Below are 21,950 nucleotides of genomic sequence, written 5' to 3'. Positions count from 1 at the left end.
TTATTTGTCTTAAATAGTCTAAAACTAATTATCTAACATAAAAGAGACGGGATTGTTCTTATGTTGGTCATAAAAAATGAACTTATCGGGCCGGTGGTGTGAGACGGTGTATTCAAACATAGTGCCATCGTTAATAAATGAATAGTTGGTCACAATGGGGATAGCGTTGTAATTTTTTAAATTTAAGTATTTTCTGTCCTGTTCACTAGCTAAGCCTATAGTCAAAATACGTTTAGTTGTAGCTATCGGTTCATTCAAAATTTCTCTTAGATATTTATAAATAGAATCTTTAACAATGTCGATGGTCAAATTTTTAACAATTTTACGCATGAAATAATTTTCTTCAATTATATAGTTGTCATCGTCTATCGAACGTAGGCGCTTAATGTAATAAACAGGCGTACCGATTGGAAAAGTACTTTCTGAGGATAATTTCTCATCAACTTCAATTTCATCAAATAATAGCACCGAAGTTCTAAATTTGATCTTATTTCGGTCTGCCATTTGACTGAAAGAATAATCGCCACGCTTGATGAGCACATTCTCTAAGTGAGGACTGTAGATAACGATAACGCCTTTGCCACGAACGCTTTGCACAAAGCCATCGGTACCCAGCTTCTTAATAGCTCGTCGCAACGTGTTTCTTGAACAGTCATATTCCAAGATGAGATTGGCTTCTGAAGGCAATTTATCTTGATATTGGTATTCACCTTGCCTAATTTTTTTCTTTAAATCAGCATAGATGGCTTCATATTTATTATTAGGAATATTCATCGCCTCCAAAAATTGATTATGTTTATAATTATTACTTTTTACATATGGATTTACAAATTTAATTCATTTGCAAAATAAAGAAAGGCACTGGCAGTCCATGAAAATGACTTGTCACGCAATCCAATTCCGGTTTTGGCATTGAAATTTTCAGCAAAACCATACTTTTTCACTGTTTTACAGAATTTTTCAGCGATTTCTTGGGCTAAATCTGTTTCACCGACATCTTTCAAAGCTTCATACATAATAACCGAAGATGGTCCCCAAATCGGCCCACGCCAATATGCGTCGTCCTGATAAAGGGGACTATTCAGAGCTTCCGTAGCAACTCCGAAGGGTGAAATGAAATTATCTTTTAAATCAGAAACAATAGCTTTAACTTGGGCGGGTTCTAAATCGTTGCCAATAATTAATGATATTAGTGGCAGTAATCCTTGTGAGTGGATCTTTTGTCCGATGAACATTTCTCTAGCAAAGGGTAAGTTATTTTCATCGAAGAAGTACGTTTTGAATTTACTCAAGAGTGCAGCTTTTCTTTTAGTCCAATATTCTAGCTTTTCACCTTGATTGAGTTTTTTACAGAGTTTCATTAAATAATTCATGGCAAAAATTAAATAAGCTGATAAATCAGGAGAGTCGACGACAACGTTATTAGCAAAAACACTACTATTATCTTGACCACTGTCGTTACCATGGTCGTATTCGCAGATACCATCCCCATTGGAATCTTTAAAATTAAGGTAAAAGTTAACTTGCTTACTGATCCATTGATAGATTTCCCGTAATCGTGGTTCATCAAAATACATTTTTTGAGACATTTTCTGAAAAGCAAATGCTTGGATAGGTGGTTTAGAAAAATTCCAACGAATTGTTGAATCACTGATTGATCCAGGCAATTGTCCTAATTCATCTTGATGTTGGAAGACTACTTTCATCTGATCCCAAGCAAGTCTGTCATCAACTCCAGCTATAGCTAAAGCCATGAAACAATGGTCCCAACTCCAAATGCCAGGAAATTTATTGTTCGAGGCATAAATTGATGTGAGCTTGAGGTTTCCTAAGGGGTTGACGATGGCTGACCAAATAGTGTAAATGGCATTCTTTTGAATATTTTGATAGCTCATTTGAACAGGTTTGAATTTTTTAACAAAATCATCGAAATTCTGTTGAGCAATTTTTTGGATAGAATCAAAATCAAGTGCACTATTGATGGGCTTTTCCATATTGGTAGGAATGTCTTGAATCACTACCAGGATTGATGAGCTGCCTTCTTTGGGAGCAATGTTAATGATTGAACTATTATTGGCAATTTTGTTACTGCCGGTATTGTCAACGTTTAGTGACTGATGAAGACTGGTTTGGCTATTTTTTTCATAGACTAAATATTTAGTCAGATTTTTATAACTGTTGACAATGTAGTACGGATTATTTCCTTTACCGAGTTGAAAGTTGTATTCAAAGTTGAACTTGGGATGCGATTCGAGTCGTATTCCTAGATTATCTTGGCTAAAGAAAACAATTTTTTGAGCGGTATCAAAGCAAACTTTGACATCACCAAAGTCAGATTTTAATAACAGCGATGTGTAATTTTCTATAACTTCAAAAGGGATAGAGTTGTTCTTATGAGTAATCAATATTTCCAGACTATCCATGTGTGTTTTAGATTTTCCGTGCAACGATTGGAGCCACAATTTGTCGTTATGCTTGAACAGGGACATATAAGAGCCTCGATAACTAAAAGGGGTTATTTCAATGTTCATTATTAATTCACCTACTAGATTAAACATATTTTTATATAACACTTGTTTTAAGAACATTTTTATTACGGATACAGTATATATTGAAAAACTAGTTTAAACAAGTTATACTGTACCTGTTCAAACAGGTGCTAAATATATAAATAGGAGGGGTGATCTTATGGCTGATATAGAAGGCGACGTCACTAAAATTGTCAAATTGATCGGTGGCAAAGATAATATCGAATCGGCGACGCATTGTATTACCAGATTAAGACTCATTCTCAAGGATCAATCGAAAGTAAATGATAAAGAACTGGAGAATGTCGATATTGTTCAAGGGACATTTTTAGCTGCTGGACAATTTCAAATCGTTATTGGACCTAGTGTTCCTAGAGTCTATAAGGAATTTATCAAGCAGACGAATGCTAAAGCTGAGTCGATGGAGTCTGTTAAGGACCAAGGTAGACAAAAGCAAGGTTGGTTACAACGATTAGTTAGATTATTGGGTGATATTTTCATCCCAATTATTCCAGCGATTGTTGCTGCTGGTTTATTAATGGGTATCAATAATGTTTTAAGTAATAAAGGAATCTTTTACCCGAATGCTTCATTCATTCAAATGCATGCTGAGTGGAAAGGCGTTAATGATATTATTCAGTTGATTGCCCAAACTTCGTTTTCATTCTTGCCAGCTTTAATTGGTTGGTCAGCAGTTAAGAAATTTGGCGGCAATCCACTATTAGGAATCGTTTTAGGATTGATTTTGGTCAATCCTGCTTTAACTAGTGCTTACGTTTATGCCGCACATCCTGCAGCAACGCCTACTTGGAATTTGTTTGGTTGGCACGTTTCTCAAGTTGGTTATCAAGGCCAAGTTATTCCAGTTCTGGTGGCCGCGTGGGTCTTAGTAAAACTGGAAAAGTATTTTGAAAAGCATTTGCCCGATACGTTGCAATTGATTTTAGTTGCACCATTAACCTTATTAATTACAGGATTTGCTTCTTTCTTAGTAATTGGACCAGTTACAATGACTGGCGCTAATTGGATCACTAAAGGAATCGTTTCGATCTTTAACGCCGTTCCAATTCTCGGCGGTGCGTTATATGGGTTTATTTGTGCACCATTGGTCATCACAGGGATGCACCATTTATTCCTCGGAGTAAATTTACAAATGGCCGGAACCTTAGGTTATGTAACGCTTTGGCCAGTTGGAGAACCAGTTACGATGGCGCAAGGTGCCGCATGTTTGACCATGACTTATTTGTTTAGAAAAAATGCTAAAAAGAAAAATGTCGCTTGGACTAGTGGTCTGTCATCATTTCTAGGTGTCACAGAACCTGCTATTTATGGTGTTAATTTAAAGAACAGATTTCCCTTCGTGGCTGTTATGCTAGCCGGTGCCTTTGGTGGTGCTTGGATGGGATTTTGGCAAGTACGTTCATCCAGTGTTGGTGTCGGTGGCGTCTTGAGTTTTCTAAGTGTCTTCCCAAAGCAGTGGGGATTTTATTTAGCCGGAGAAATTATGACTTTCTTCTTAACCATTATTTTGACATTAATATTATCAAGAACTAAATTGAATGCTGCTAGAAAAATTGGTACAGATGAGACAGTTCACGATCTATCAGCCTTTGTTTCAGGCAAGACAGAAGCCATTGAAAATGTCCCTGACGAAATGTTCTCTAAGAAACAATTGGGCGATGGCATTGCTATCGCACCAACAAGTGATAAGTTGGTCGCTCCCGCAAACGCCAAGGTAACGGTAATGATGCAAGGTAGCAATCACGCCGTCGGCTTAACTTTAAATGACGGTACAGAAATTTTACTTCATATTGGTATTGATACAGTAGATATGAAAGGCGACGGTTTTAAACCGTTGGTTGATGTTAATGAGTATGTAAAAGCTGGTCAAGGCTTAATTAAATTTGACAGTAAAAAGATCAAAGCAGCTGGACACAGTAATGTCGTTATTATGGCAATTACTAAACAAGGCAGCGATATTCAAAAGATTGACTTCATGAAGCCTAATCAAGAAGTCAAAGCAGCTAAGAGCGTTGTCGCTGATATTGCATATCAAAAAGTTGCTCAAAAAGCTGTTACAGCATAGGCAATTGAAAAGTAGTATCTATTAGCTAGCAAAAAACACGGAACATAACATTAAAAGTTGATTATGTTATGTTTCGCATTTTTTGTCTTATAAGAGTTATTCGATAATAAATTTGATATGATTTATGTGAGGTGGTTGGTTTGGAAGATCCTAAGATAGCGATTGATTACTTAGATGAGACGTCATTTTTACAAATTTATGATGAAGAAGACTTTTATCTAACTGATAAACTCTTACAAAATGAAGTTATAGAAGAGCAGACAATTCAACATCCTATTTTAGATAAGAGTTTGTTGAAGCATGAGACTTTCATCAAGTGTGATTTGGAAAAATTAGATGCGACGGATACAATTTTTAAAGCCTGTGATTTGTCGAATTGCTACTTAAATGAGAGCAGTTTGTATCAAGTGAAGTTTGAAAACTGTAAATTAATTGGAGTTAACTTTGATCAGGCTTATTTCAAGAATGTCAGTTTTGAGAATTGTTTGTTGGATATGGCATCGTTGAATCAGTTGAATTTAAAAACGGTTGAATTCAAAAATTGTCGACTAAGTGATGCTAGTTTTAATGAAAATAAATTATCTAAGGTTACTTTTGATAACTGCAATCTGAACGAAATGACGTTTTGGAATACTAATCTAAAGGGAATCGACATCAGTAGTTGCCAGTTTGAAACCTTGGAGATGGAAGAAAATCTAATTAAAGGGTTAAAAGTCAGTCCTGATCAGGCGGCATTCTTTGCTCATTATTTCTTAGGTGTGAAGGTTAAATATTGATAGAATAAGCTTTCGACAATAGTCGGGCTTTATTTTTTTGTTTTATAGTTGACAAATGTAAACATGAGAGGGAGTAAAAATATGACAAGGATATTAGTGTTAATAGTTGGTTTAGCAATTATTGGTTTTATACTTTGGTGGTTCTTCGGCAAACACCAAGTAGCACAAGCCACTGCTACAGTTTCGGCAGATAAACAAAAGGTTGATGTGGAAGTTAATGGGGGATATTCACCCGAAGTTATTACTTTGAAGAAAGGTTTTCCCGCAGTTTTGAATTTCACGAGAAAAGATGCTTCTAGTTGTTTGGATCGAGTCGTCTTTTCCGATTTCGGAATTAACCAAGAACTACCACAAAATGAGAAACAAACCGTTGAAATTGACACTTCTAAGTCAGGCGAATATCAATGGGCCTGCGGTATGGATATGTTCCACGGTAAATTGATTATTAAATAAGAGGAGAAAAAATTATGTCAGTTCAAAAAATAGCTATCAATGTTGCAGGAAAATATGAACCTAGTGTCGTTAATCTGAAAAAGGGTGTACCCGCTGAATTAACTTTTACTAGAACTAAGGATCAAGGTTGTTTGGATGTAGTTCACTCTAAGGATTTGGATTTTGAAACAAAACTACCATTAAATGAAGCCCAAACAGTTAATGTCTCTACCGACAAAGCTGGCGAATATGATTTTAGCTGTGGAATGGATATGTTTCATGGTAAGGTCGTGATTAAATAATGACAATTACAAAGCGTTTCTGGATTGCACTATTATTTTCTTTCCCAATGCTAGTAGGGATGATTCTAATGCCCTTTGGGGTCAGTTTGTACGGAGGAGCTATAACGCAGTTTATCTTGACGACTATCGTTATGGCTGTAGCTGCTCGCCCATTTTTGCAAAGTGCTTGGGCATCGTTTAAAAAGCATCATTCAAATATGGATACCTTAGTAGCAATTGGTACCGCCACAGCTTATATTTACAGTATTTACGCTATGTTGACTGGCCAAGCAGTTTTCTTTGAGAGTGCTGCTTTTGTAGTAACGTTTGTTCTTTTAGGTCAAGTCTTTGAAGAGAGAATGCGTAACAATGCCTCCAACGCTATTGAAAAATTGGTCGATCTTCAAGCCAAAGAGGCTGAAGTATTGCGTGATGGCAAATTAGTTAAGATTCCTTTGGAAGAAGTTGTCCAAGGGGACTTGATTAAAGTGAAGCCCGGTCAAAAAGTTGCCGTTGATGGTGTTATTACGGAAGGTAACTCGACGATTGATGAATCAATGGTTACTGGTGAGAGTATGCCTGTTAGTAAAATTGTTGGCGACAAGGTTATTGGTTCAACTATTAATAGTAACGGAACTTTCATGTTTAAAGCTGAAAAAGTCGGTAAAGACACAATGCTTTCACAGATTGTTGAATTAGTTAAGAAGGCTCAAAATAGTCATGCACCAATTCAGAATTTAACAGATAAAGTTTCAGAAATTTTTGTACCTACAGTTTTGATATTATCAATTTTGACTTTCTTAGTTTGGTACGTTTTCTTAGGCGCCACTATTGCAAAAGCATTGATTTTCGCTGTTTCGGTCGTAGTTATCGCTTGTCCATGTGCTTTAGGATTAGCTACACCAACGGCTCTGATGGTCGGAACTGGTCGCGGAGCTAAGATGGGTATTTTAATCAAAAATGGTGAAGTCTTGGAAGATGTTAACGATGTTAAAACAGTTGTTTTCGATAAGACAGGAACAATCACTAAAGGTAAACCAGAAGTAACTGATATTGTTGGTAACAATGAACAAGTTTTGAAGATTGCCAGCGCTTTGGAAGAATCTTCAGAACATCCTTTAGCCACAGCCATTTTGGAAAAAGCTAAACAGTCAAAAGTTGAAAAGTCAGCTGTAAACAATTTCCAAGCAATCGAAGGTAAAGGTGTTTCAGCTACAATCAATGGTCAAAATGCTTTTGTCGGTAATGACAAATTATTGCACGACGTTGATATCACTAAAGATATGAAATACCAAATGATAAAGTTACAAAATGAAGCTAAAACCGTCGTTTTCGTTGGCTTGAATGACCAAATCATTGGTCTGATTGCTATTCAAGATGCACCCAAAGAGACTTCTAAAGAAGCTATCGCTACTTTGAAAGCTCGTGGACTAAGAACTGTCATGTTGACAGGTGATAATAAACGAGTTGCTCAAGCAATTGCTCAAGAAGTTGGAATTGACGACGTAATCGCTGATGTTTTGCCAGGCGATAAAGCAGATCATGTGGAAGCCTTACAAAAATCTGGTAAAGTTGCTTTCGTCGGTGACGGAATCAACGACGCTCCAGCTTTGACCATGGCTGATGTCGGAATTGCTATGGGTTCAGGAACAGATATTGCCATTGAATCTGGTGGCATCGTCTTGATGAAAAATGATTTACGCGATGTTGCTAAGGCTTTGGAATTGAGTAGAAAGACTTTCAATCGTATTAAATTGAACGTCTTAGGCATACCAGTTGCTGCAGGCTTGTTCTTTGCTATAGGATTAACGCTCAGTCCTGAATTAGCCGGTTTAGCAATGGCTTTCAGTTCCTTGTCAGTTGTAACAAGTTCAGTCTTGTTAAATAAAGCTAAGATTAGTACTAATGTAAAAGTTGCTTAAAAAGTAATTTAAAAATAAATAGACCAAGGTAATCATTTCGATTACCTTGGTCTATTTTAATGTGCTCGAAAACTATGTTATATTCCGCTCTTTTTTCACAAATAATTATTTACGATTTTTAAAAATAAAGAATTTCGAAAGAATATAGTTACCGACAATTGCTAGGATTTGACCAACAACTTTGGAGCCAGTTCCATTGGCACTCAATAATGAGATTCCTACCCAAAGGGTGGCAGTTTCAATTAAAAACGTTAGAACTCTCGTACCATAGAAAGCCAACATTTCCGCAAAGACGGTGCTGGATTTATGACGGAAAACGATGACGCGATCGACCCAGAAACCAACCTGAACTCCTAAGAACCAAGCGATGATATTAGCAACCTGATAATTGATGTGTAAAGTGTGATAGAGGATGAAAAAAGTGCCAAAATTAACGACAACTGATAGTAGTCCCCATAGTAAATAACGAACGGCCTGTTTACCAGTACTTTCCTCAATTACATTAGACTGGGCCGAGAAGACTGGCTCGGCTTCGTTGATACCCCCAGATACCTCATCAATGACTTTATCTACTGGATTGTCGTTGAGATCTGCTTTTTTATTCATTTTTTTAACCCCTTCCCACAAAAGTGTACATTTTAATATTAAACCTTTTTGATTTGGATAAAACAATTTTTGTGTCTTTACTAGTATTGTAAAAATCACAATTTTATTAATTAAATGATAAATTACGTAAAGTTTGAAATCTAAACACTATATATAGTATTTAGAAATGGAGATAATACTATATGTTCCATGTGAAACATTTTCTTGCCAAAAGAGTCTGTAAAATTATTTTTTCAAAGTGTGTTGAGCAGCTTATGGATAACTGATTTTAGACTTATATGATATATTTAAAACAGTTGAAAGGTGGTTAATTATGGACTTGATGATATCGACCTTTGTCCTTTTGTTAGCGGCTGTTTTGAGTATCTTTTTGGCTCAAGCTTTTCAAAAAATTTCAGTCAGTTATATCAGTATGATTGTTGGGGGGATTATTGCTTTAATACCAATTTTGAATAGTCATATTGGGAATTTTAATTCGGAAATTTTTATCGGCTTAATTGTGGCGCCGTTACTATTTTTTGAAGGGCAGGCGACTCGTTTAAGAGCCGTTGGTCAGGAATTAAAGCACATTATTCAGACAGCTGTTGTTTTGGTTTTGTTATGTCTAATACTTTCAGGATTTGGGGTTCACTTGATTGCTGGAATCAGTTTACCATTGGCCTTTATTTTAGCGGCAGTCAGTACACCTACGGATGCGACAGCCATGGAGTCAGTTACCAATGGATTAAAAGCACCACGAGAAGAAGGGGTCTTCTTGAAAATGGAATCTCTTTTCAACGATGCCTCAGGAATTATTTTATTAAACATGGCAGCCCTTTGGTATGCGAATGGATATATCGACTATGGGGAAACGATTAAGGGCTTTTTGATCTCGGCCGTTGGTGGAGTTTTGTTTGGCTTTATAGCAGCGTTTGTAATGGTATTATTCCGTCAAATCTTGATACGTACTTCGTATAATTCCTTGAATGCTCAAAATATTTTGTACATTATTACACCACTAGTGATTTATTATTCAGCTGAACAGATTAATGTTTCTGGAATTATTGCAGTGGTTTGTGCCGGTTTGGTTCATAACGCTGAAGCACAACGTAGTAAATTAACGAATGCTCCACAGGTTCATGAAGGATATGATTTGGTTTCCATGATTACGGAAACTTTCAATAGTGTTGTTTTCGTTATTTTAGGTTTTATGTTTGTCAAAATTATTATTGACGATAAAATCACCACAAGTTCGCTGAATTGGATCTTGATTGGCTTGACTCTTTACATCATTAACGTTTTGACAAGATATTTCTATGGCAGATTAAGATTAGAGTTTAATAATAAATCGGCTTGGATTTTCTCACTGGGCGGTGTCCATGGAGCGGTTACCTTGGCATTAGCCTATACGCTAGCTGAGGTTCACGTGAAGACGGGTGATTTCAATTTAGTCTTAATGTCAGAAAGTTTTTTGATCATCTTGAGCTTGATTGTGCCGACAATTGTCTTCCGATTTCTTTTACCAAAGAGTACTAATAATCTTGCGATTGGTCACGAAGTCGATGAATTACGCTACAATATGGTTCACGAGGCAATTGAAGTTGTAAATAAGATGTACTTGCCTGACAATGTTAAAGAATCAGTGGTGTTTGATTTATTGAGTCAAAAACAACGCACGAAGACACGTGATTTTGTTAAAGCTTGGTTGAATGTAGTCAAGCGCCCAGAGTTTACAGGTGCGGAAAAAGAACTTGAAATGCGGGCATTCATGGCTGCTTTGGCTAAGGAAAGAGAATATTTAGATATGGTTTCGCAGAGCGAAGTGAAATATCAGGACTATGTTTACGAGTTATATAATGAAGTTTTATTAGCTGAAACATTAGTTATTGGACCAGATATTTTTGACAAAAATGATGAATAATTAATTCTAGATTCAACAGGAGGGTACAATTATCGAAAAGAAGCAATTACGAGGAAAGCAAATTAAGGCACTGAATCAGAATAAGGATAAGACGGCTGAAGAGGCTAAACAGTTGTTGGCAAAGCTTTTAAAAACTCCGGAGTGGCAACAAGCTAAAACGATTGCTACTACAGTGAGCGGGCCGTTTGAAGTACCTACTAAACCAATCATTGAGGCCGCTCAAAATGCTGGCAAAAAAGTCTATTTGCCTAAGACTATGCCACATCGTCAAATGGCTTTCTTGTTGTTTACTGATTATGAGGACTTAGTGAAAAGTGATTTTAGTATTCCCGAACCAGTTTATAATGAAGATAACTTAAACCAAAAACCAGATTTAGTAATTGTACCTGGTTTAGCCTTTGCCAAGGATAGTAATTATCGTGTCGGTTTTGGTGGCGGCTATTATGACCGCTTTTTAGCCCAGTACAAAGGAAAGACTGTGGCATTAGTACCTTCAACGATGGAATTTACTAGTGTTGATTGGGAAGTCAAAGATCATGATATAAGAATTGATAAATTAATAACTTTGGATTGAATATAATTTATCCAGTAAAAAAGATCAGTATGGTAGTCATATTAGTGATTACTATACTGATCTTTTACTTTAACTAGCTTTCTTTACACAGGTGTTAAAAGGTCCTTTGATTTTGACTCTGGAGCCGGGCTTAATTAAATCCAAATTATGATCTAGATCGGCGCCAGTTTCTATGGACAAACTTAAGAGATTATTTTCATCAGGTACTCTATTAACCAAGAAACGACGGTAATTCTTATTCACGCCGCGAGTTCCACGAAATGAAATTAAATAATAATCTCCTGATTCAGGTACATTTTTTAATTCATCAAGCTTAATTAGAAAACGATTTTTAGAATTAAGAATTTTTTTATTCTCAATAATAATCCCTGTTTCAACTTTGTTACGATTTTTTAACGCGTTCAACTTTACTAACCTCATAATTAACTTACCCCCTTCGAGTATTCGATTAATATTATATTAATACCTAAAGTGGGGTTGAGGTCAATGCAATTCTTACAGATGAAATATTTTTGTAATATAATTAAAAAATATTTAATGATAATATTCTTCTTTAAATGTTATTGATTGAAAGTTGTTTACTCTGAGATTTGACGAAATTAACAAAATTCATGATAGTTGGTTGAGTTTCGACTTGTTTCAAAGTTGCCATGTAAAGGATCCTTTGCCATTTGGGAAAAGAAATCGGGATAATTTTAACAGGCAGGGTCTGTAAAATCGACATATTGGGAACGATGGCAATTCCAAAGCCATTGGCAACTAGACCAGCGATCGATTGGTCTTCCTCAACCGAATAAGCACTAATAGGTTTACCACCGACGTCATTGAAAAGTTTGTTCATAATTGGATGTAAGCCACTACTTTCTGAAAAGGTGATTTGAGGATAATTCAGAGTTTCCATTAAACTAACATTCGAGTAGTTTGCTAACGCATGATCAATTGGAGTGATACAAACCATCGTCTGTTCAGCTACGGGAAAGAAACTTAAGTCGGGATAGTTGTCTAATTTGGAACAAAAGGCAACGTCATATTTCTTAGCACGTAGTCCATTTAGAATGTCTGGCGATAAGCCTGTATCAGTATTAAATTGAAAATCAATAGTATGATTGTCGGTGAATTTCAGAAAACGTTGTGCCATATCAGGTAACCATTTGATACTTAACGTCCTTAAGGAGGCTAAGCGGATAATGGTTTTTTCTTGGTTAAAACTCTTTGCTTCGGCAATGCTTTTATCAAGTGAGATTAATGATGCGGAAACGCTATTAGCAAAGAGTTTACCCTCAGAAGTTAGAGAAACATTGCGACCATCTTTTTTGAATAAGGCTAAATCGAGTTCTTTTTCTAAAGAATGAATAGCCTTAGTTAAACTTGGTTGTGTAATATGTAACATTTTAGCTGTTTGAGTATAGTTTTCGGTTCGTGATAAGGCGACAAAATAACGTAGATGATCTAAGTTCATAATGAAATTTCTCCTTAAAAAAGTAAAATTTAATATGTTTAGAAAACGCTTAACATAGCCAATATAACAGAATTAATAACTTTTGGCTATAGATGTTAGCGATAAAGAGTAATTGGACGATATCACCAAAAACGATTACATTGAATACGTAAAATAAATATGTGAATTAAAGAACATGCATGTAAAAAATCCACAATTTCTGGAGGAATTAATTATGACAAAGTCACATCCCATTACGGTTAGTTCATGGACATTAGGAGATAAATGCAGTTTCGAAGAACGTTGCAAAGCAGCTAGTGAGGCTGGTTACGATGGCATTGGACTTCGTGCCGAAACCTATGTTGACGCTTTGAACGAAGGTTTAACAGATCAAGATATTTTGGATATGTTGGCTAAATACAATATCAGATGTACTGAAGTTGAATATATTGTTCAATGGTGTGAAGAGCCTCGGACTTATGAACAAAAGTATAAGGAACAAATGTGTTTCCATATGTGTGAATTGTTTGGCGTTAAACATATCAATACAGGATTGATGGAAGATTATCCGATTGACTATACAGCTAAAAAACTTCAAGAACTAGCTGCTCGAGCAGGTAAGTGGATCATTGCATTGGAACCTATGCCATACAGTGGATTACCTAATTTAGACAAGACTTGGAAAATTATGCAAAAGGCAAATTGCGACAATGTTTACATGCTTTTGGACATGTGGCATTGGGTAAGAGCAGATCAACCATACAATATGTTGACCAAGGAACAAGCTAAACGCGTTATCTCGATTCAATTGGACGATGCCTATACTAGACCATATGCCAAATCAATTTTACGTGATGAATCAATGCATGATCGCTTAGCACCAGGTACAGGCGACTTGGATACAGCTGGATTCGTCAAAATGATCAAAGATGCCGGAGTTGATCCAAAAGTCATTGGGGTTGAAGTTATTTCCGACGCTTATATGGCTAAAGGAATTGATTACGTTGCTGATTATACATATAAGAATACGGTCAAAGTTATGGAAGAAGCTTGGCCTGAAATATTAAAAGAAACAGTTAAAGCTTAGTTAAGTTGGAGGTACAAATATGAGTGATACATGGTTAGGTTTAAAAGGAAAAGTAGTTGTTATTACCGGTGCTGTCGGTGGAATGGGGACTAAATTCTCGAATGATTTTGCACAGCAAGGCAGCAATATCGTCTTAGTCGATTTACTAAAGGATAAGACCGAAGCATTGGCTAAAGATATTTCTGAAAAATACGAAGTTGAGACTTTAGCAATTCAATGTAATACGACAGATGAAAAAGAAGTCGATGCAGCTGTTAAAAAAGTGGTCGATAAATTTGGCAAAGTGGATGTTTTGGTCAATACTGCCGCTATTCTGAGATTCTCACCTTTGGAAGATTTGCGTTTAGACGAGTGGAAACAAGCTTTGAATGTTAATATTACGGGCTATTTCCTAATGTCACAAAGATTCGGTAAAGTTATGATTAAGCAAAAACATGGTACTTTGGTTCATATTTCTACGGCTGCATCGCTTTCTCCAGAAACATATAGTGGTGCTTATAGTACAACTAAAGCCGCTGTCAATATGATGTCCAAGCAAATGGCTGCCGAATGGGGACAATTTGGACTACGTAGTAATTGTGTCCTTCCATGTTTGGTTAAGACACCATTGTCAGAGAATTTCTACAGCGATAAGAAAGTTGAAGATGGTAGAAAACGCTTGGTTGCTAGCAAGAGAATTGGTAATCTAACTGATATTTCTAATACAGTTTTATTCATGGCCAGTGATCGCTCAGATTATACCAATGGTAGTGAAGTTATGGTTGACGGAGGAATCCATATGATGATCTCAGATATGATTCCTAAACCAGGTGGTCGTCGTCAGTATGCCATTGATCATCATCAACCTGCTAAAAAATAAAATTTACTAAAAGAGACTGGGACGAAAAGTCTTGGTCCTTTTTTATAGGAGTGCTTATTATGGAAAAACGTATTTCAGGAACAACTGGTTTATTTATATTGCTAGGCTCACCAGTAGGTCATTCGGGGTCGCCTGCTATGTACAATTTTAGTTTTCAGAAGCAAGGTTTAGATTACGCCTATATGGCTTTTGATGTTAAAAAAGAGCAGATGCCACAAGCAATCGATGCCTTAAGGCTATTTAAAGTTCGTGGCAGTAACGTCACCATGCCATGCAAGAGCGTTGCAGCAACTTTAGTTGATGATCTTTCACCAGCAGCTAAAATTATTGGAGCTATTAACGTTATCGTCAATGATAATGGCAAATTGACAGGACATATTACTGATGGAATTGGATTCGTTCGGAATCTTAAGGAAAATGGCGTGGATGTTTCCGGAAAGAAATTGGTTGTCCTTGGTGCTGGCGGCGCTGCCACGGCTCTACAAGTCCAATGTGCTCTGGATGGTGCCAAAGAGATTTCAATCTTTAATCGTGACGACGAATTTTATAAAAACGCTGAAAAGACTAAAGAAAAAATAGGAGAAGCTAAGCCAGAGGTAAAAGTTAATGTATATACTCTTGATGACCAAGCTAAATTGAAATCAGAAATTTCTCAAGCTGATATTCTCGTTAATGCTACGGTCGTTGGTATGAAGCCATTAGATGGTCAATCATTAGTAGATAAGAAGTACTTACGTCCAGATCTTGTTGTGGCAGATACAGTTTATAATCCACTTAAGACAAAACTAATTGAGGATGCAGAAGATTTGGGATGTACGGTAGCACCCGGTAAAGGGATGCTATTGTGGCAAGGAGCTGCAGCTTATGGATTATTCACAGGTAAAGAAATGCCAACTGCTGAATATCAAGCTTATGAAAAACACCAAGCCAAAAAAACTGTAAAAGAGGGCTAAGTCATGGAAGCAAGAATTGATGGTCATACAACAATGTTAGCTTTATTCGGCTCTCCAGTTGGACATTCAGGGTCTCCTGCAATGTATAACTATAGTTTTGAAAACGCGGGAATAAATTATGCTTATTTAGCATTTGATATTAAAGAAAATGAGATGGCTAGTGCTCTAGAAAAAATGCGTGTTTTAAAAATGCGCGGAGCTAATATCACAATGCCTTGCAAAAAAATTGCGAGTGAACTAGTTGATCACTTGTCACCGGCTGCTCAATTGATAGGAGCAGTTAATACAATTGTAAATAATGAAGGAGTTTTGACAGGCTATAACACTGATGGAGCGGGATATGTAATTAATCTTCGTCAACATGGAATTTCGCCGGAAGGTAAAACTTTAACGCTTCTCGGTGCTGGTGGTGCCAGTACTGCCATTGCTGTTCAAATGGCGCTAGATGGTGTAAAGGAAATTCATATTTTTAATCCTAAGGATGCCTTCTATCACAACGCTGAATTGATTGCGGATAAAATCATGTCAAAAGTTTCCAATTGTCGGGTGACTGTTGATGATATAAACGATCAGACTACTTTGAAATCGGCAATTGAACAAAGCAATATCTTGGCTAATGCCACTAAAGCAGGGATGGCACCAAATGTCGAACAGACAAATATCAAAGATACTTCGGTCTTTCGTCCTGATTTAGTGGTTACCGATACAGTTTACAGTCCAGCTTTAACCAAGATGTTAAAAGATGCTAAAGAACATGGCAGTCAAATTATTGGTGGAAAAGGGATGCTTGTTCAACAAGGTGCATCGGCTTTTAAACTTTATACTGGAGAAAATATGCCAGTAGATGATGTTAAGAAACTGTTCTTCTAATTAAATGGAGGAAGTAAAATGGTAAATGATCAGAAAAAGTATTACCCAACTGCTTTTGCTCTATATTTTGCTTATTTTATTTTAGGAATTGCATTATCAATCATGGGACAATATAAAACTGAGTTTGCAAAAGCTTGGGGAGCTTCAACTTTGTCCAATGGAGCCATCGATGTTTCTATGGTGGTTTCAGTAATTGCCGCATACGGATTAGGACGATTATTAGCTTATCCGTTTGCTGGACCTATCTCAGATAAGGTAGGACGTAGAGTCAGTGGGTTAATAGGAATTCTTTTATATGTAGTATTCTTCTTTGGGGTGATTTCAGTTCATCAACTGTGGATTGCTTATGCCATGGGAATCGTCAATGGAGCTGCCAATTCATTTTTGGATACTTGTATTTCTCCAAGCGTGATGGAAATATTCCCCAAGTCAGCTTCTATTGCTAATTTGTTTACTAAATTTGCAATTACGGTAGCACAATTTTTGTTACCATTTGTAATTGGTTTGGTAGCCAGCGCATATTTGTCTTATAAAGTGATTTTTATCGGCTGTGGGATTTTAATGTTGCTGGATGCAGTTTTAGTAATGTTCTTACCGTTTCCCAAGCAGGAAAAAGTTGCTGCTAAAGAAAAAAGTAAATCAACGGGTAAACATCATTTCTCCACAGCAGCGATCGCTTCGATTCTAATTGGTTTCACTAGCTCAACAACTTTTATGATCTGGTTGAATTGTAACCAAGAGCTTGGTGCCAGCTACGGAGTCAAGAATCCTAGTTTATTACAGTCGTTTTATGCTGTAGGTGCTACGGTGGCTGTGTTATTGACAGCTCGTTTGATTCACTTAGGATTAAAGGAAACGACGGTTTTAGTTATTTACCCATGTATTTCCGTTATTATGTTATTTCATCACAAGTCCGATAATCCTTTACGTAGGAAGTTTCGTGATAGGCTATGCTGCTGCCGGTGGTGTCTTGCAACTGGCAACTTCAACGACAATTAGTTTCTTTCCTGAGAGTAAGGGTCTAGCTACATCTTTGGTTATGATTGCCTCAAGTACTGCTAATTATGCAGTCTTGTCAGTAGCTGCTTATTTGACTAAAATAACTGGAGCTGATGCCCCTAGAATGATTATTTTGTTAAATGTTATTATTACAATTATAGGAATCGGATTGGCTCTGGTTGTGAAACGTCATGAACGGGTGAAAAGTGAAGTACCCACTGTAAACGTTGAAAATTAGACAATTATTGTATATAAAAAAGTCGATACAACAACTATCAAGGATAGTCGTCACATCGACTTTTTTAGTGCTTAAAAATAAAATTAGTTACCTTCAACGCCACCAATTTCCTTGTCGAAATTATCTTTAGCTTCTTTCTTATCGACCCAGTGTAAGTCAGCGTTCATCGAATTCAAAAAGTCTAGGAAAGCAGAATTGATTCCTAAAGAGTCTAGTTCCGTTGGTGAGAGTTGATAGTGAATGGAATCCTCTTGACCTAATTCCACTTTTTGAACCCAATTTGGTTCACGAATGGATTCACGACCGATAGCAGCAAAATCAATTCCAGCGTCGATTACCTTTTCAGCGTCAGCCGGTTTCTCGATCGAACCGACAGATATTAATGGTAGACGATTATTGACAGTTTGCTTGATTTTTAAAATGATTGGTTCGTCATCAGATTTATCATTCAAAGAGGTTCTCCAAGCGTAACCCATGGAAATGTGCAAATAGTCGATTGGTTGATCAGCCAAGACATCAATGAATTTCAAAGTATCATCTAAGCGAATACCGGGTTCCTCAATTTCCTCAGGAGAAATACGGTAACCCACGATAAATTTGTCATCGGCATATTCGTCAACAGATTTTTGAACCCGCTTGATAATTTCTAATGCAAAACGCATTCTGTTTTCAAGACTGCCACCCCATTTGTCGTTGCGACGGTTAGAATGAGGTGAGAAGAATTGTTGCATTAAATAAGTATTAGCACCATGCAACTCAATCCCATCAAAACCAGCTTGAATAGCGCGACGAGTTGCTTGACCGAAATCTTCAATAATTTGTTCAATTTCATCTTCGGTCAATTCGCGGGGAGTTTCAGCATTGGGACGCAAAGCAGCAACAGGACTAGCGGAAACAGGTTGTGTGCCACGCAGAATTTTAGAATTGGACATTCTACCAGCATCAAAAATTTGCATAATAGCTTTGGTACCATTTTGCTTCATAGTATGAGCTAATTTGATCAAACCAGGCATGAATTTGTCGTTAGCAACAGAAGGTTCGCCTTCAAATCCCTTTCCATCGTTAGAAACATTCAGTACGGGAGTGATGAACATTCCAGCTCCACCAGTATGTATGTCAAAATATTTCAATTCGTCTTGGGAAACGGCACCATTTTCTAGTGCAGCAGCCTCAGTCATTGGCGGAATAACAATCCGATTCTTAACTGTAGTTCCATTTTTGAATGTATAAGGTTTCAAAAAGTTATATTTAGTAGCCATAAATAATACCTCACTTAATAAGTTTCAATAAATCAATTGTAAAAGCGTATATGCTAGAATCATAGTACGCACTTTTTAGTAACTATAAGTTTGAAAGAGGCTAATTATGGTAGAAAAAAATTATCATATGAGTATGGATCTAACTCTGTCAGTTATTAATGGCAAGTGGAAGTCGTTGATTCTTTGCCATTTGGGAGAGAAATCTCAAAGAAATGGTGAATTGATGCGTAAAATGCCAGGAATCAGTCAAAAAGTTCTGACGCAACAATTGAAAGAGTTAATTAGTGATGGCGTAGTAAGGCGTGACAGTTATCCGGGCTTGCCGTTACATGTTGAATATTCTTTGACTGATGAGGGGAAGAGTTTGCGTAGAGTTTTGATAGATATGTCAATTTGGGGCGAGGAACACGCAAAAAAATTGAATCAAGGTAGTCAAGAAATTTCTTTCTCTAATGATAATTATCGTGGATATTTAAAGATTGATGATTCACAAAGTGGCGTAAAACAGACAGCTGAATAATAAGAATTCAATATATAAGGTATCTTCATAATTGAGGATACTTTTTTTCTTTGGGTTTAATAGACAGAAAAAATGTTTTAGATAAATTTATTGATCTAAAAATAGACTAAAGTCGTGTCGTTCTAACATTGACACCAACCACAAAATTATGTGGTACGTTCCAATCCTTGACATCGTTTTCAAAAGATAATATATTAAGAAGTGAACAAGGAACAATCATAATTATATGTTCATATTGTTTTTTAATTAAAACTGAAATGTATTTATCATTTTGTAGTAGGTTGGTGGTATAAATGTCGAAAGTATTAATTGTAAATTCAGGTAGTTCAACTTTTAAGTGGAAATTGTATAATTTGCCTGATGAAGAAATCGTTGCTGAGGGAATGGTCGATCGTTTAGGTCAATCAAATTCTGTTTTTGAACTTAAATATAATGGTAAAAAAATTCGTAAGGATGAAGCAATCCTGACTCATGAAGCAGCTGTTCAGGAAACTTTGCAGATGTTGATTTCGTCAAGGGCAATTGAGAGTTACGATGAAATTTCTCGTGTAGGTCATAGAATCGTAGCGGGAGGAACTATTTTCAAAGACTCAGTGGTAGTGACTCCTCAAGTCATTCAACAAATAAGTGATCTTTCAGAACTTGCACCATTGCACAACCCTAGTCAAGTGGCGGGAATCAAGGCTTTTGAAAAACTGTTGCCGGGAGTAACCCAAGTTGCAGCATTTGATACTTCGTTTCATCAAACAATGAAACCAGTAAATTATCTCTATAGTATTCCGTACGAGTATTATGAAAAATATGGGGCTAGAAAGTTTGGCGCCCAAGGAATCAGTCACCGTTACGTCTCCCAAAAGGCTGCGGAATTTCTCCACAAACCAATTGAAGATTTAAAGATCATCTCCTGTCATTTAGGTAGTGGCGCTTCGATTGATGCAATTGATGGTGGCAAATCAGTCGATACTTCAATGGGCTTCACGCCGGAGTCTGGTTTGACAATGAGCTCTCGTGCTGGTGATATTGACCCATCATTAGTAGCTTATTTGATGAAGAAACTCAATATAAAAGATGTAGACGAAATGGTCGACATTTTAAATAATAAGTCTGGCTTATTAGGTATTTCTGGTGTTTCCCCTGATTTACGTGATTTGATTTCAACCAGAGAGACTAACTCAAGATCAGAGTTAGCTATTCAAATTTATGTCAATCGAATTGTTAAGTATATCGGTTCTTATATTTCTCTATTGAATGGTGTTGATGCTATAATCTTTACCGCTGGAACTGGAGCTAGGAATGCCGAAATCAGAGCTAAGATTATGGAACACTTTAGTTACTTAGGTATTAGAATTGATGAACAAGCAAATGAAAGTGGTACGGGGATTCACCGGATCAGTTCTAAACAATCCTCCGCTGAAGTTTTAGTCGTACCTACTAATGAAGAGTTGATGATTCTAAAAGACGTTGTTCGTTTAACTGGCGATCAGGATTCTGAACAAGATACTGATGATGAAATTGAAGCTGCTGGTATGGCTTATTTGTATTAATATTTAAACGTTGACTATGTTATGTCCCGTTCTCCTATATTAGTTACTTTAAAGATTTATAAATCTTAGAGAATTCAACCAAAAATCTTTCCACATTACTGCCAGGAAACTTAGTCGTCAAGATTCCGTAAGGAACAGTAACCTTCGTATCCAAAGGAATGGAAACCAGATTGGGATGGATTCTTTTCCAAGGAGTCAAAGTGATAAGGGCAATATTTTCTTCAACAGCTTGATTAAAAGTATTCATATCGTAGCGACCATTAGTCTCAGAGATATTTATTTGAGGAAAATCTCTGGCAATAATCTTTCGTAATTGATCGTTTTTTTCACTGATACCCAGAGGAACGCTAATAAGAGTCTGATTGATCAAGTCTTTGAAAGTGATTTTACTTAATTTTGCTAAAGGATTATCACTTCGAACAGCGATACCGAAATTATATTGTCCTAGAGGCAATGCCCGAAAGGACTGTTTCAAAGTAGTATTATCAAAAGTTCCTACTATTAAATCACACTGTTTACCTAACATAGCATATTCTCTGTTACTGGAGTGAAGATCTTCTTGTAACTGCACAATGCGGATTTGAAAATCTGACATTTGGGCAGTTATTTTTTTCCAGATTTCCATAAAAGGATCAGCAGGGTGCAGGATAGAGGTTCCAACAGTGATAATATTTTGCCCCAATAATCCGACCTTTCGAGTCTCGTCAATCGCCGTGTCCAAGAGACTCAAGATTTGTTGAACGTAAGGCAAGAACTTTTGACCCTCGGGAGTTAACTTAGTTCCGGTAGCGGTTCGAACAAAAAGTTTTAAGTTTAATTCACTCTCTAATCGGTTAATTTGCTTCATTACCGCCGTCCCAGAAATAAAACTCTCTTCGCCTGCCTTGGTAAAACTACCATAAGTACTAACCCTGATAAATGTTTGTAATTGTGAGATATCCATAATCCGAATCACTCCTTTTTAATAGTATAAACCTTTAGTTGATACCATATCAATTATTGGATTCTTCTCATTTCCACAGATCCTCGTATACTGGTATTTGTAATCAAGAACGAATGGATGTTTTAAACAAGAAGA

20 protein-coding genes and 1 pseudogene are annotated in these 21,950 nt (G+C 36.6%); 14 read left to right on the top strand and 7 right to left on the bottom strand.

Annotated elements, in window-relative coordinates:
- Positions 1 to 24 precede the first annotated feature (24 nt).
- Together LA20249_RS07685 and LA20249_RS07680 are read right to left on the bottom strand one after the other, a co-directional pair.
- Positions 25 to 774, bottom strand: a complete 750-nt coding sequence (locus tag LA20249_RS07685) for a GntR family transcriptional regulator (RefSeq protein WP_057737285.1) — start codon at positions 772 to 774, stop codon at positions 25 to 27.
- A 50-nt stretch (positions 775 to 824) separates the two neighbouring features.
- A complete protein-coding gene (locus tag LA20249_RS07680) occupies positions 825 to 2,531 on the bottom strand; it encodes an amylo-alpha-1,6-glucosidase (RefSeq protein ID WP_158294591.1) in 1,707 nt (568 codons plus the stop codon).
- Between the two features lie 157 nt (positions 2,532 to 2,688).
- On the opposite strand from LA20249_RS07680, the gene LA20249_RS07675 reads away from it, so the two are divergent.
- From LA20249_RS07675 to LA20249_RS07655, 5 genes are all read left to right on the top strand, one after another.
- Positions 2,689 to 4,614, top strand: a complete 1,926-nt coding sequence (locus tag LA20249_RS07675; RefSeq protein WP_083477872.1) for a PTS sugar transporter subunit IIABC family protein — start codon at positions 2,689 to 2,691, stop codon at positions 4,612 to 4,614.
- Positions 4,615 to 4,754: 140 nt separating this feature from the next.
- Positions 4,755 to 5,390, top strand: a complete 636-nt coding sequence (locus LA20249_RS07670; RefSeq protein WP_057737281.1) for a pentapeptide repeat-containing protein — start codon at positions 4,755 to 4,757, stop codon at positions 5,388 to 5,390.
- Between the two features lie 81 nt (positions 5,391 to 5,471).
- A complete protein-coding gene (locus LA20249_RS07665) occupies positions 5,472 to 5,843 on the top strand; it encodes a cupredoxin domain-containing protein (protein WP_057737279.1) in 372 nt (123 codons plus the stop codon).
- A gap of 14 nt (positions 5,844 to 5,857) precedes the next feature.
- Positions 5,858 to 6,124, top strand: a complete 267-nt coding sequence (locus LA20249_RS07660; RefSeq protein WP_083477870.1) for a cupredoxin domain-containing protein — start codon at positions 5,858 to 5,860, stop codon at positions 6,122 to 6,124.
- Complete coding sequence (locus LA20249_RS07655; RefSeq protein WP_057737275.1) at positions 6,124 to 8,025, top strand: copper-translocating P-type ATPase; 1,902 nt, start codon at positions 6,124 to 6,126, stop codon at positions 8,023 to 8,025. Before LA20249_RS07660 ends, LA20249_RS07655 begins: the two co-directional genes overlap by 1 nt.
- Positions 8,026 to 8,130: 105 nt before the next feature.
- Here LA20249_RS07655 and LA20249_RS07650 read toward each other — a convergent pair whose 3' ends face one another.
- Complete coding sequence (locus tag LA20249_RS07650) at positions 8,131 to 8,631, bottom strand: GtrA family protein (protein WP_057737272.1); 501 nt, start codon at positions 8,629 to 8,631, stop codon at positions 8,131 to 8,133.
- 313 nt (positions 8,632 to 8,944) lie between these two features.
- On the opposite strand from LA20249_RS07650, the gene LA20249_RS07645 reads away from it, so the two are divergent.
- Complete coding sequence (locus tag LA20249_RS07645) at positions 8,945 to 10,531, top strand: cation:proton antiporter (RefSeq protein WP_057737270.1); 1,587 nt, start codon at positions 8,945 to 8,947, stop codon at positions 10,529 to 10,531.
- 28 nt (positions 10,532 to 10,559) lie between these two features.
- Entirely contained in the window at positions 10,560 to 11,105 is a 546-nt protein-coding gene (locus tag LA20249_RS07640; protein ID WP_057737267.1) for a 5-formyltetrahydrofolate cyclo-ligase, read from the top strand.
- A 69-nt stretch (positions 11,106 to 11,174) separates the two neighbouring features.
- Here the strand turns inward: LA20249_RS07640 and LA20249_RS07635 are convergent, their stop codons facing one another.
- The gene (locus LA20249_RS07635; RefSeq protein WP_057737265.1) at positions 11,175 to 11,525 is read right to left on the bottom strand and encodes a hypothetical protein; all 351 of its coding nucleotides are present in this window, start codon (positions 11,523 to 11,525) and stop codon (positions 11,175 to 11,177) included.
- Between the two features lie 133 nt (positions 11,526 to 11,658).
- Entirely contained in the window at positions 11,659 to 12,564 is a 906-nt protein-coding gene (locus LA20249_RS07630) for a LysR family transcriptional regulator (RefSeq protein WP_057737263.1), read from the bottom strand.
- A 214-nt stretch (positions 12,565 to 12,778) separates the two neighbouring features.
- Here LA20249_RS07630 and LA20249_RS07625 point away from each other — a divergent pair, with 214 nt between their 5' ends.
- The 5 genes and pseudogenes from LA20249_RS07625 (at position 12,779) to LA20249_RS07605 (ending at position 17,549) form a co-directional block, all read left to right on the top strand.
- Positions 12,779 to 13,630, top strand: a complete 852-nt coding sequence (locus LA20249_RS07625; RefSeq protein ID WP_057737261.1) for a sugar phosphate isomerase/epimerase family protein — start codon at positions 12,779 to 12,781, stop codon at positions 13,628 to 13,630.
- Between the two features lie 19 nt (positions 13,631 to 13,649).
- On the top strand, positions 13,650 to 14,489 hold the full coding sequence (locus LA20249_RS07620) for an SDR family NAD(P)-dependent oxidoreductase (RefSeq protein ID WP_057737259.1): 840 nt from the start codon (positions 13,650 to 13,652) through the stop codon (positions 14,487 to 14,489).
- A 59-nt stretch (positions 14,490 to 14,548) separates the two neighbouring features.
- Complete coding sequence (locus LA20249_RS07615; protein ID WP_057737257.1) at positions 14,549 to 15,442, top strand: shikimate dehydrogenase; 894 nt, start codon at positions 14,549 to 14,551, stop codon at positions 15,440 to 15,442.
- 3 nt (positions 15,443 to 15,445) lie between these two features.
- Complete coding sequence (gene aroE, locus LA20249_RS07610) at positions 15,446 to 16,312, top strand: shikimate dehydrogenase (RefSeq protein ID WP_057737255.1); 867 nt, start codon at positions 15,446 to 15,448, stop codon at positions 16,310 to 16,312.
- 18 nt (positions 16,313 to 16,330) lie between these two features.
- Positions 16,331 to 17,549 (top strand): annotated as a pseudogene (locus LA20249_RS07605) (MFS transporter).
- Positions 17,550 to 17,632: 83 nt separating this feature from the next.
- Here LA20249_RS07605 and LA20249_RS07600 read toward each other — a convergent pair.
- A complete protein-coding gene (locus LA20249_RS07600; RefSeq protein ID WP_057737253.1) occupies positions 17,633 to 18,808 on the bottom strand; it encodes an NADH-dependent flavin oxidoreductase in 1,176 nt (391 codons plus the stop codon).
- A gap of 106 nt (positions 18,809 to 18,914) precedes the next feature.
- Here LA20249_RS07600 and LA20249_RS07595 point away from each other — a divergent pair, with 106 nt between their 5' ends.
- Together LA20249_RS07595 and LA20249_RS07590 are read left to right on the top strand one after the other, a co-directional pair.
- Complete coding sequence (locus LA20249_RS07595) at positions 18,915 to 19,328, top strand: winged helix-turn-helix transcriptional regulator (protein WP_057737251.1); 414 nt, start codon at positions 18,915 to 18,917, stop codon at positions 19,326 to 19,328.
- Positions 19,329 to 19,621: 293 nt separating this feature from the next.
- Positions 19,622 to 20,872: an acetate/propionate family kinase gene (locus LA20249_RS07590; protein WP_057737249.1), complete on the top strand. Its 1,251-nt coding sequence runs from the start codon at positions 19,622 to 19,624 to the stop codon at positions 20,870 to 20,872.
- 43 nt (positions 20,873 to 20,915) lie between these two features.
- Here the strand turns inward: LA20249_RS07590 and LA20249_RS07585 are convergent, their stop codons facing one another.
- The gene (locus LA20249_RS07585) at positions 20,916 to 21,815 is read right to left on the bottom strand and encodes a LysR family transcriptional regulator (protein ID WP_057737247.1); all 900 of its coding nucleotides are present in this window, start codon (positions 21,813 to 21,815) and stop codon (positions 20,916 to 20,918) included.
- Positions 21,816 to 21,950 lie beyond the last annotated feature (135 nt).

Source organism: Companilactobacillus alimentarius DSM 20249 (assembly GCF_002849895.1).
Lineage (GTDB): Bacteria > Bacillota > Bacilli > Lactobacillales > Lactobacillaceae > Companilactobacillus > Companilactobacillus alimentarius.
The sequence above is the reverse complement of the archived record's forward strand: the minus strand, read 5'-3'. Positions and strand labels throughout refer to the sequence as shown.

What these genes read in the sequence shown, in the direction of transcription:
- LA20249_RS07675 (WP_083477872.1), top strand. Translation starts at nt 2,689, where the DNA reads ATGGCTGATATAGAAGGCGACGTCACTAAAATTGTCAAATTGATCGGT.
- LA20249_RS07585 (WP_057737247.1), bottom strand. Translation starts at nt 21,815, where the DNA reads ATGGATATCTCACAATTACAAACATTTATCAGGGTTAGTACTTATGGT.
- LA20249_RS07645 (WP_057737270.1), top strand. Translation starts at nt 8,945, where the DNA reads ATGGACTTGATGATATCGACCTTTGTCCTTTTGTTAGCGGCTGTTTTG.
- LA20249_RS07625 (WP_057737261.1), top strand. Translation starts at nt 12,779, where the DNA reads ATGACAAAGTCACATCCCATTACGGTTAGTTCATGGACATTAGGAGAT.
- LA20249_RS07620 (WP_057737259.1), top strand. Translation starts at nt 13,650, where the DNA reads ATGAGTGATACATGGTTAGGTTTAAAAGGAAAAGTAGTTGTTATTACC.
- LA20249_RS07635 (WP_057737265.1), bottom strand. Translation starts at nt 11,525, where the DNA reads ATGAGGTTAGTAAAGTTGAACGCGTTAAAAAATCGTAACAAAGTTGAA.
- LA20249_RS07650 (WP_057737272.1), bottom strand. Translation starts at nt 8,631, where the DNA reads ATGAATAAAAAAGCAGATCTCAACGACAATCCAGTAGATAAAGTCATT.
- LA20249_RS07660 (WP_083477870.1), top strand. Translation starts at nt 5,858, where the DNA reads ATGTCAGTTCAAAAAATAGCTATCAATGTTGCAGGAAAATATGAACCT.
- LA20249_RS07665 (WP_057737279.1), top strand. Translation starts at nt 5,472, where the DNA reads ATGACAAGGATATTAGTGTTAATAGTTGGTTTAGCAATTATTGGTTTT.
- LA20249_RS07630 (WP_057737263.1), bottom strand. Translation starts at nt 12,564, where the DNA reads ATGAACTTAGATCATCTACGTTATTTTGTCGCCTTATCACGAACCGAA.
- LA20249_RS07655 (WP_057737275.1), top strand. Translation starts at nt 6,124, where the DNA reads ATGACAATTACAAAGCGTTTCTGGATTGCACTATTATTTTCTTTCCCA.
- LA20249_RS07615 (WP_057737257.1), top strand. Translation starts at nt 14,549, where the DNA reads ATGGAAAAACGTATTTCAGGAACAACTGGTTTATTTATATTGCTAGGC.
- aroE (WP_057737255.1), top strand. Translation starts at nt 15,446, where the DNA reads ATGGAAGCAAGAATTGATGGTCATACAACAATGTTAGCTTTATTCGGC.
- LA20249_RS07590 (WP_057737249.1), top strand. Translation starts at nt 19,622, where the DNA reads ATGTCGAAAGTATTAATTGTAAATTCAGGTAGTTCAACTTTTAAGTGG.
- LA20249_RS07600 (WP_057737253.1), bottom strand. Translation starts at nt 18,808, where the DNA reads ATGGCTACTAAATATAACTTTTTGAAACCTTATACATTCAAAAATGGA.
- LA20249_RS07595 (WP_057737251.1), top strand. Translation starts at nt 18,915, where the DNA reads ATGGTAGAAAAAAATTATCATATGAGTATGGATCTAACTCTGTCAGTT.
- LA20249_RS07680 (WP_158294591.1), bottom strand. Translation starts at nt 2,531, where the DNA reads ATGAACATTGAAATAACCCCTTTTAGTTATCGAGGCTCTTATATGTCC.
- LA20249_RS07685 (WP_057737285.1), bottom strand. Translation starts at nt 774, where the DNA reads ATGAATATTCCTAATAATAAATATGAAGCCATCTATGCTGATTTAAAG.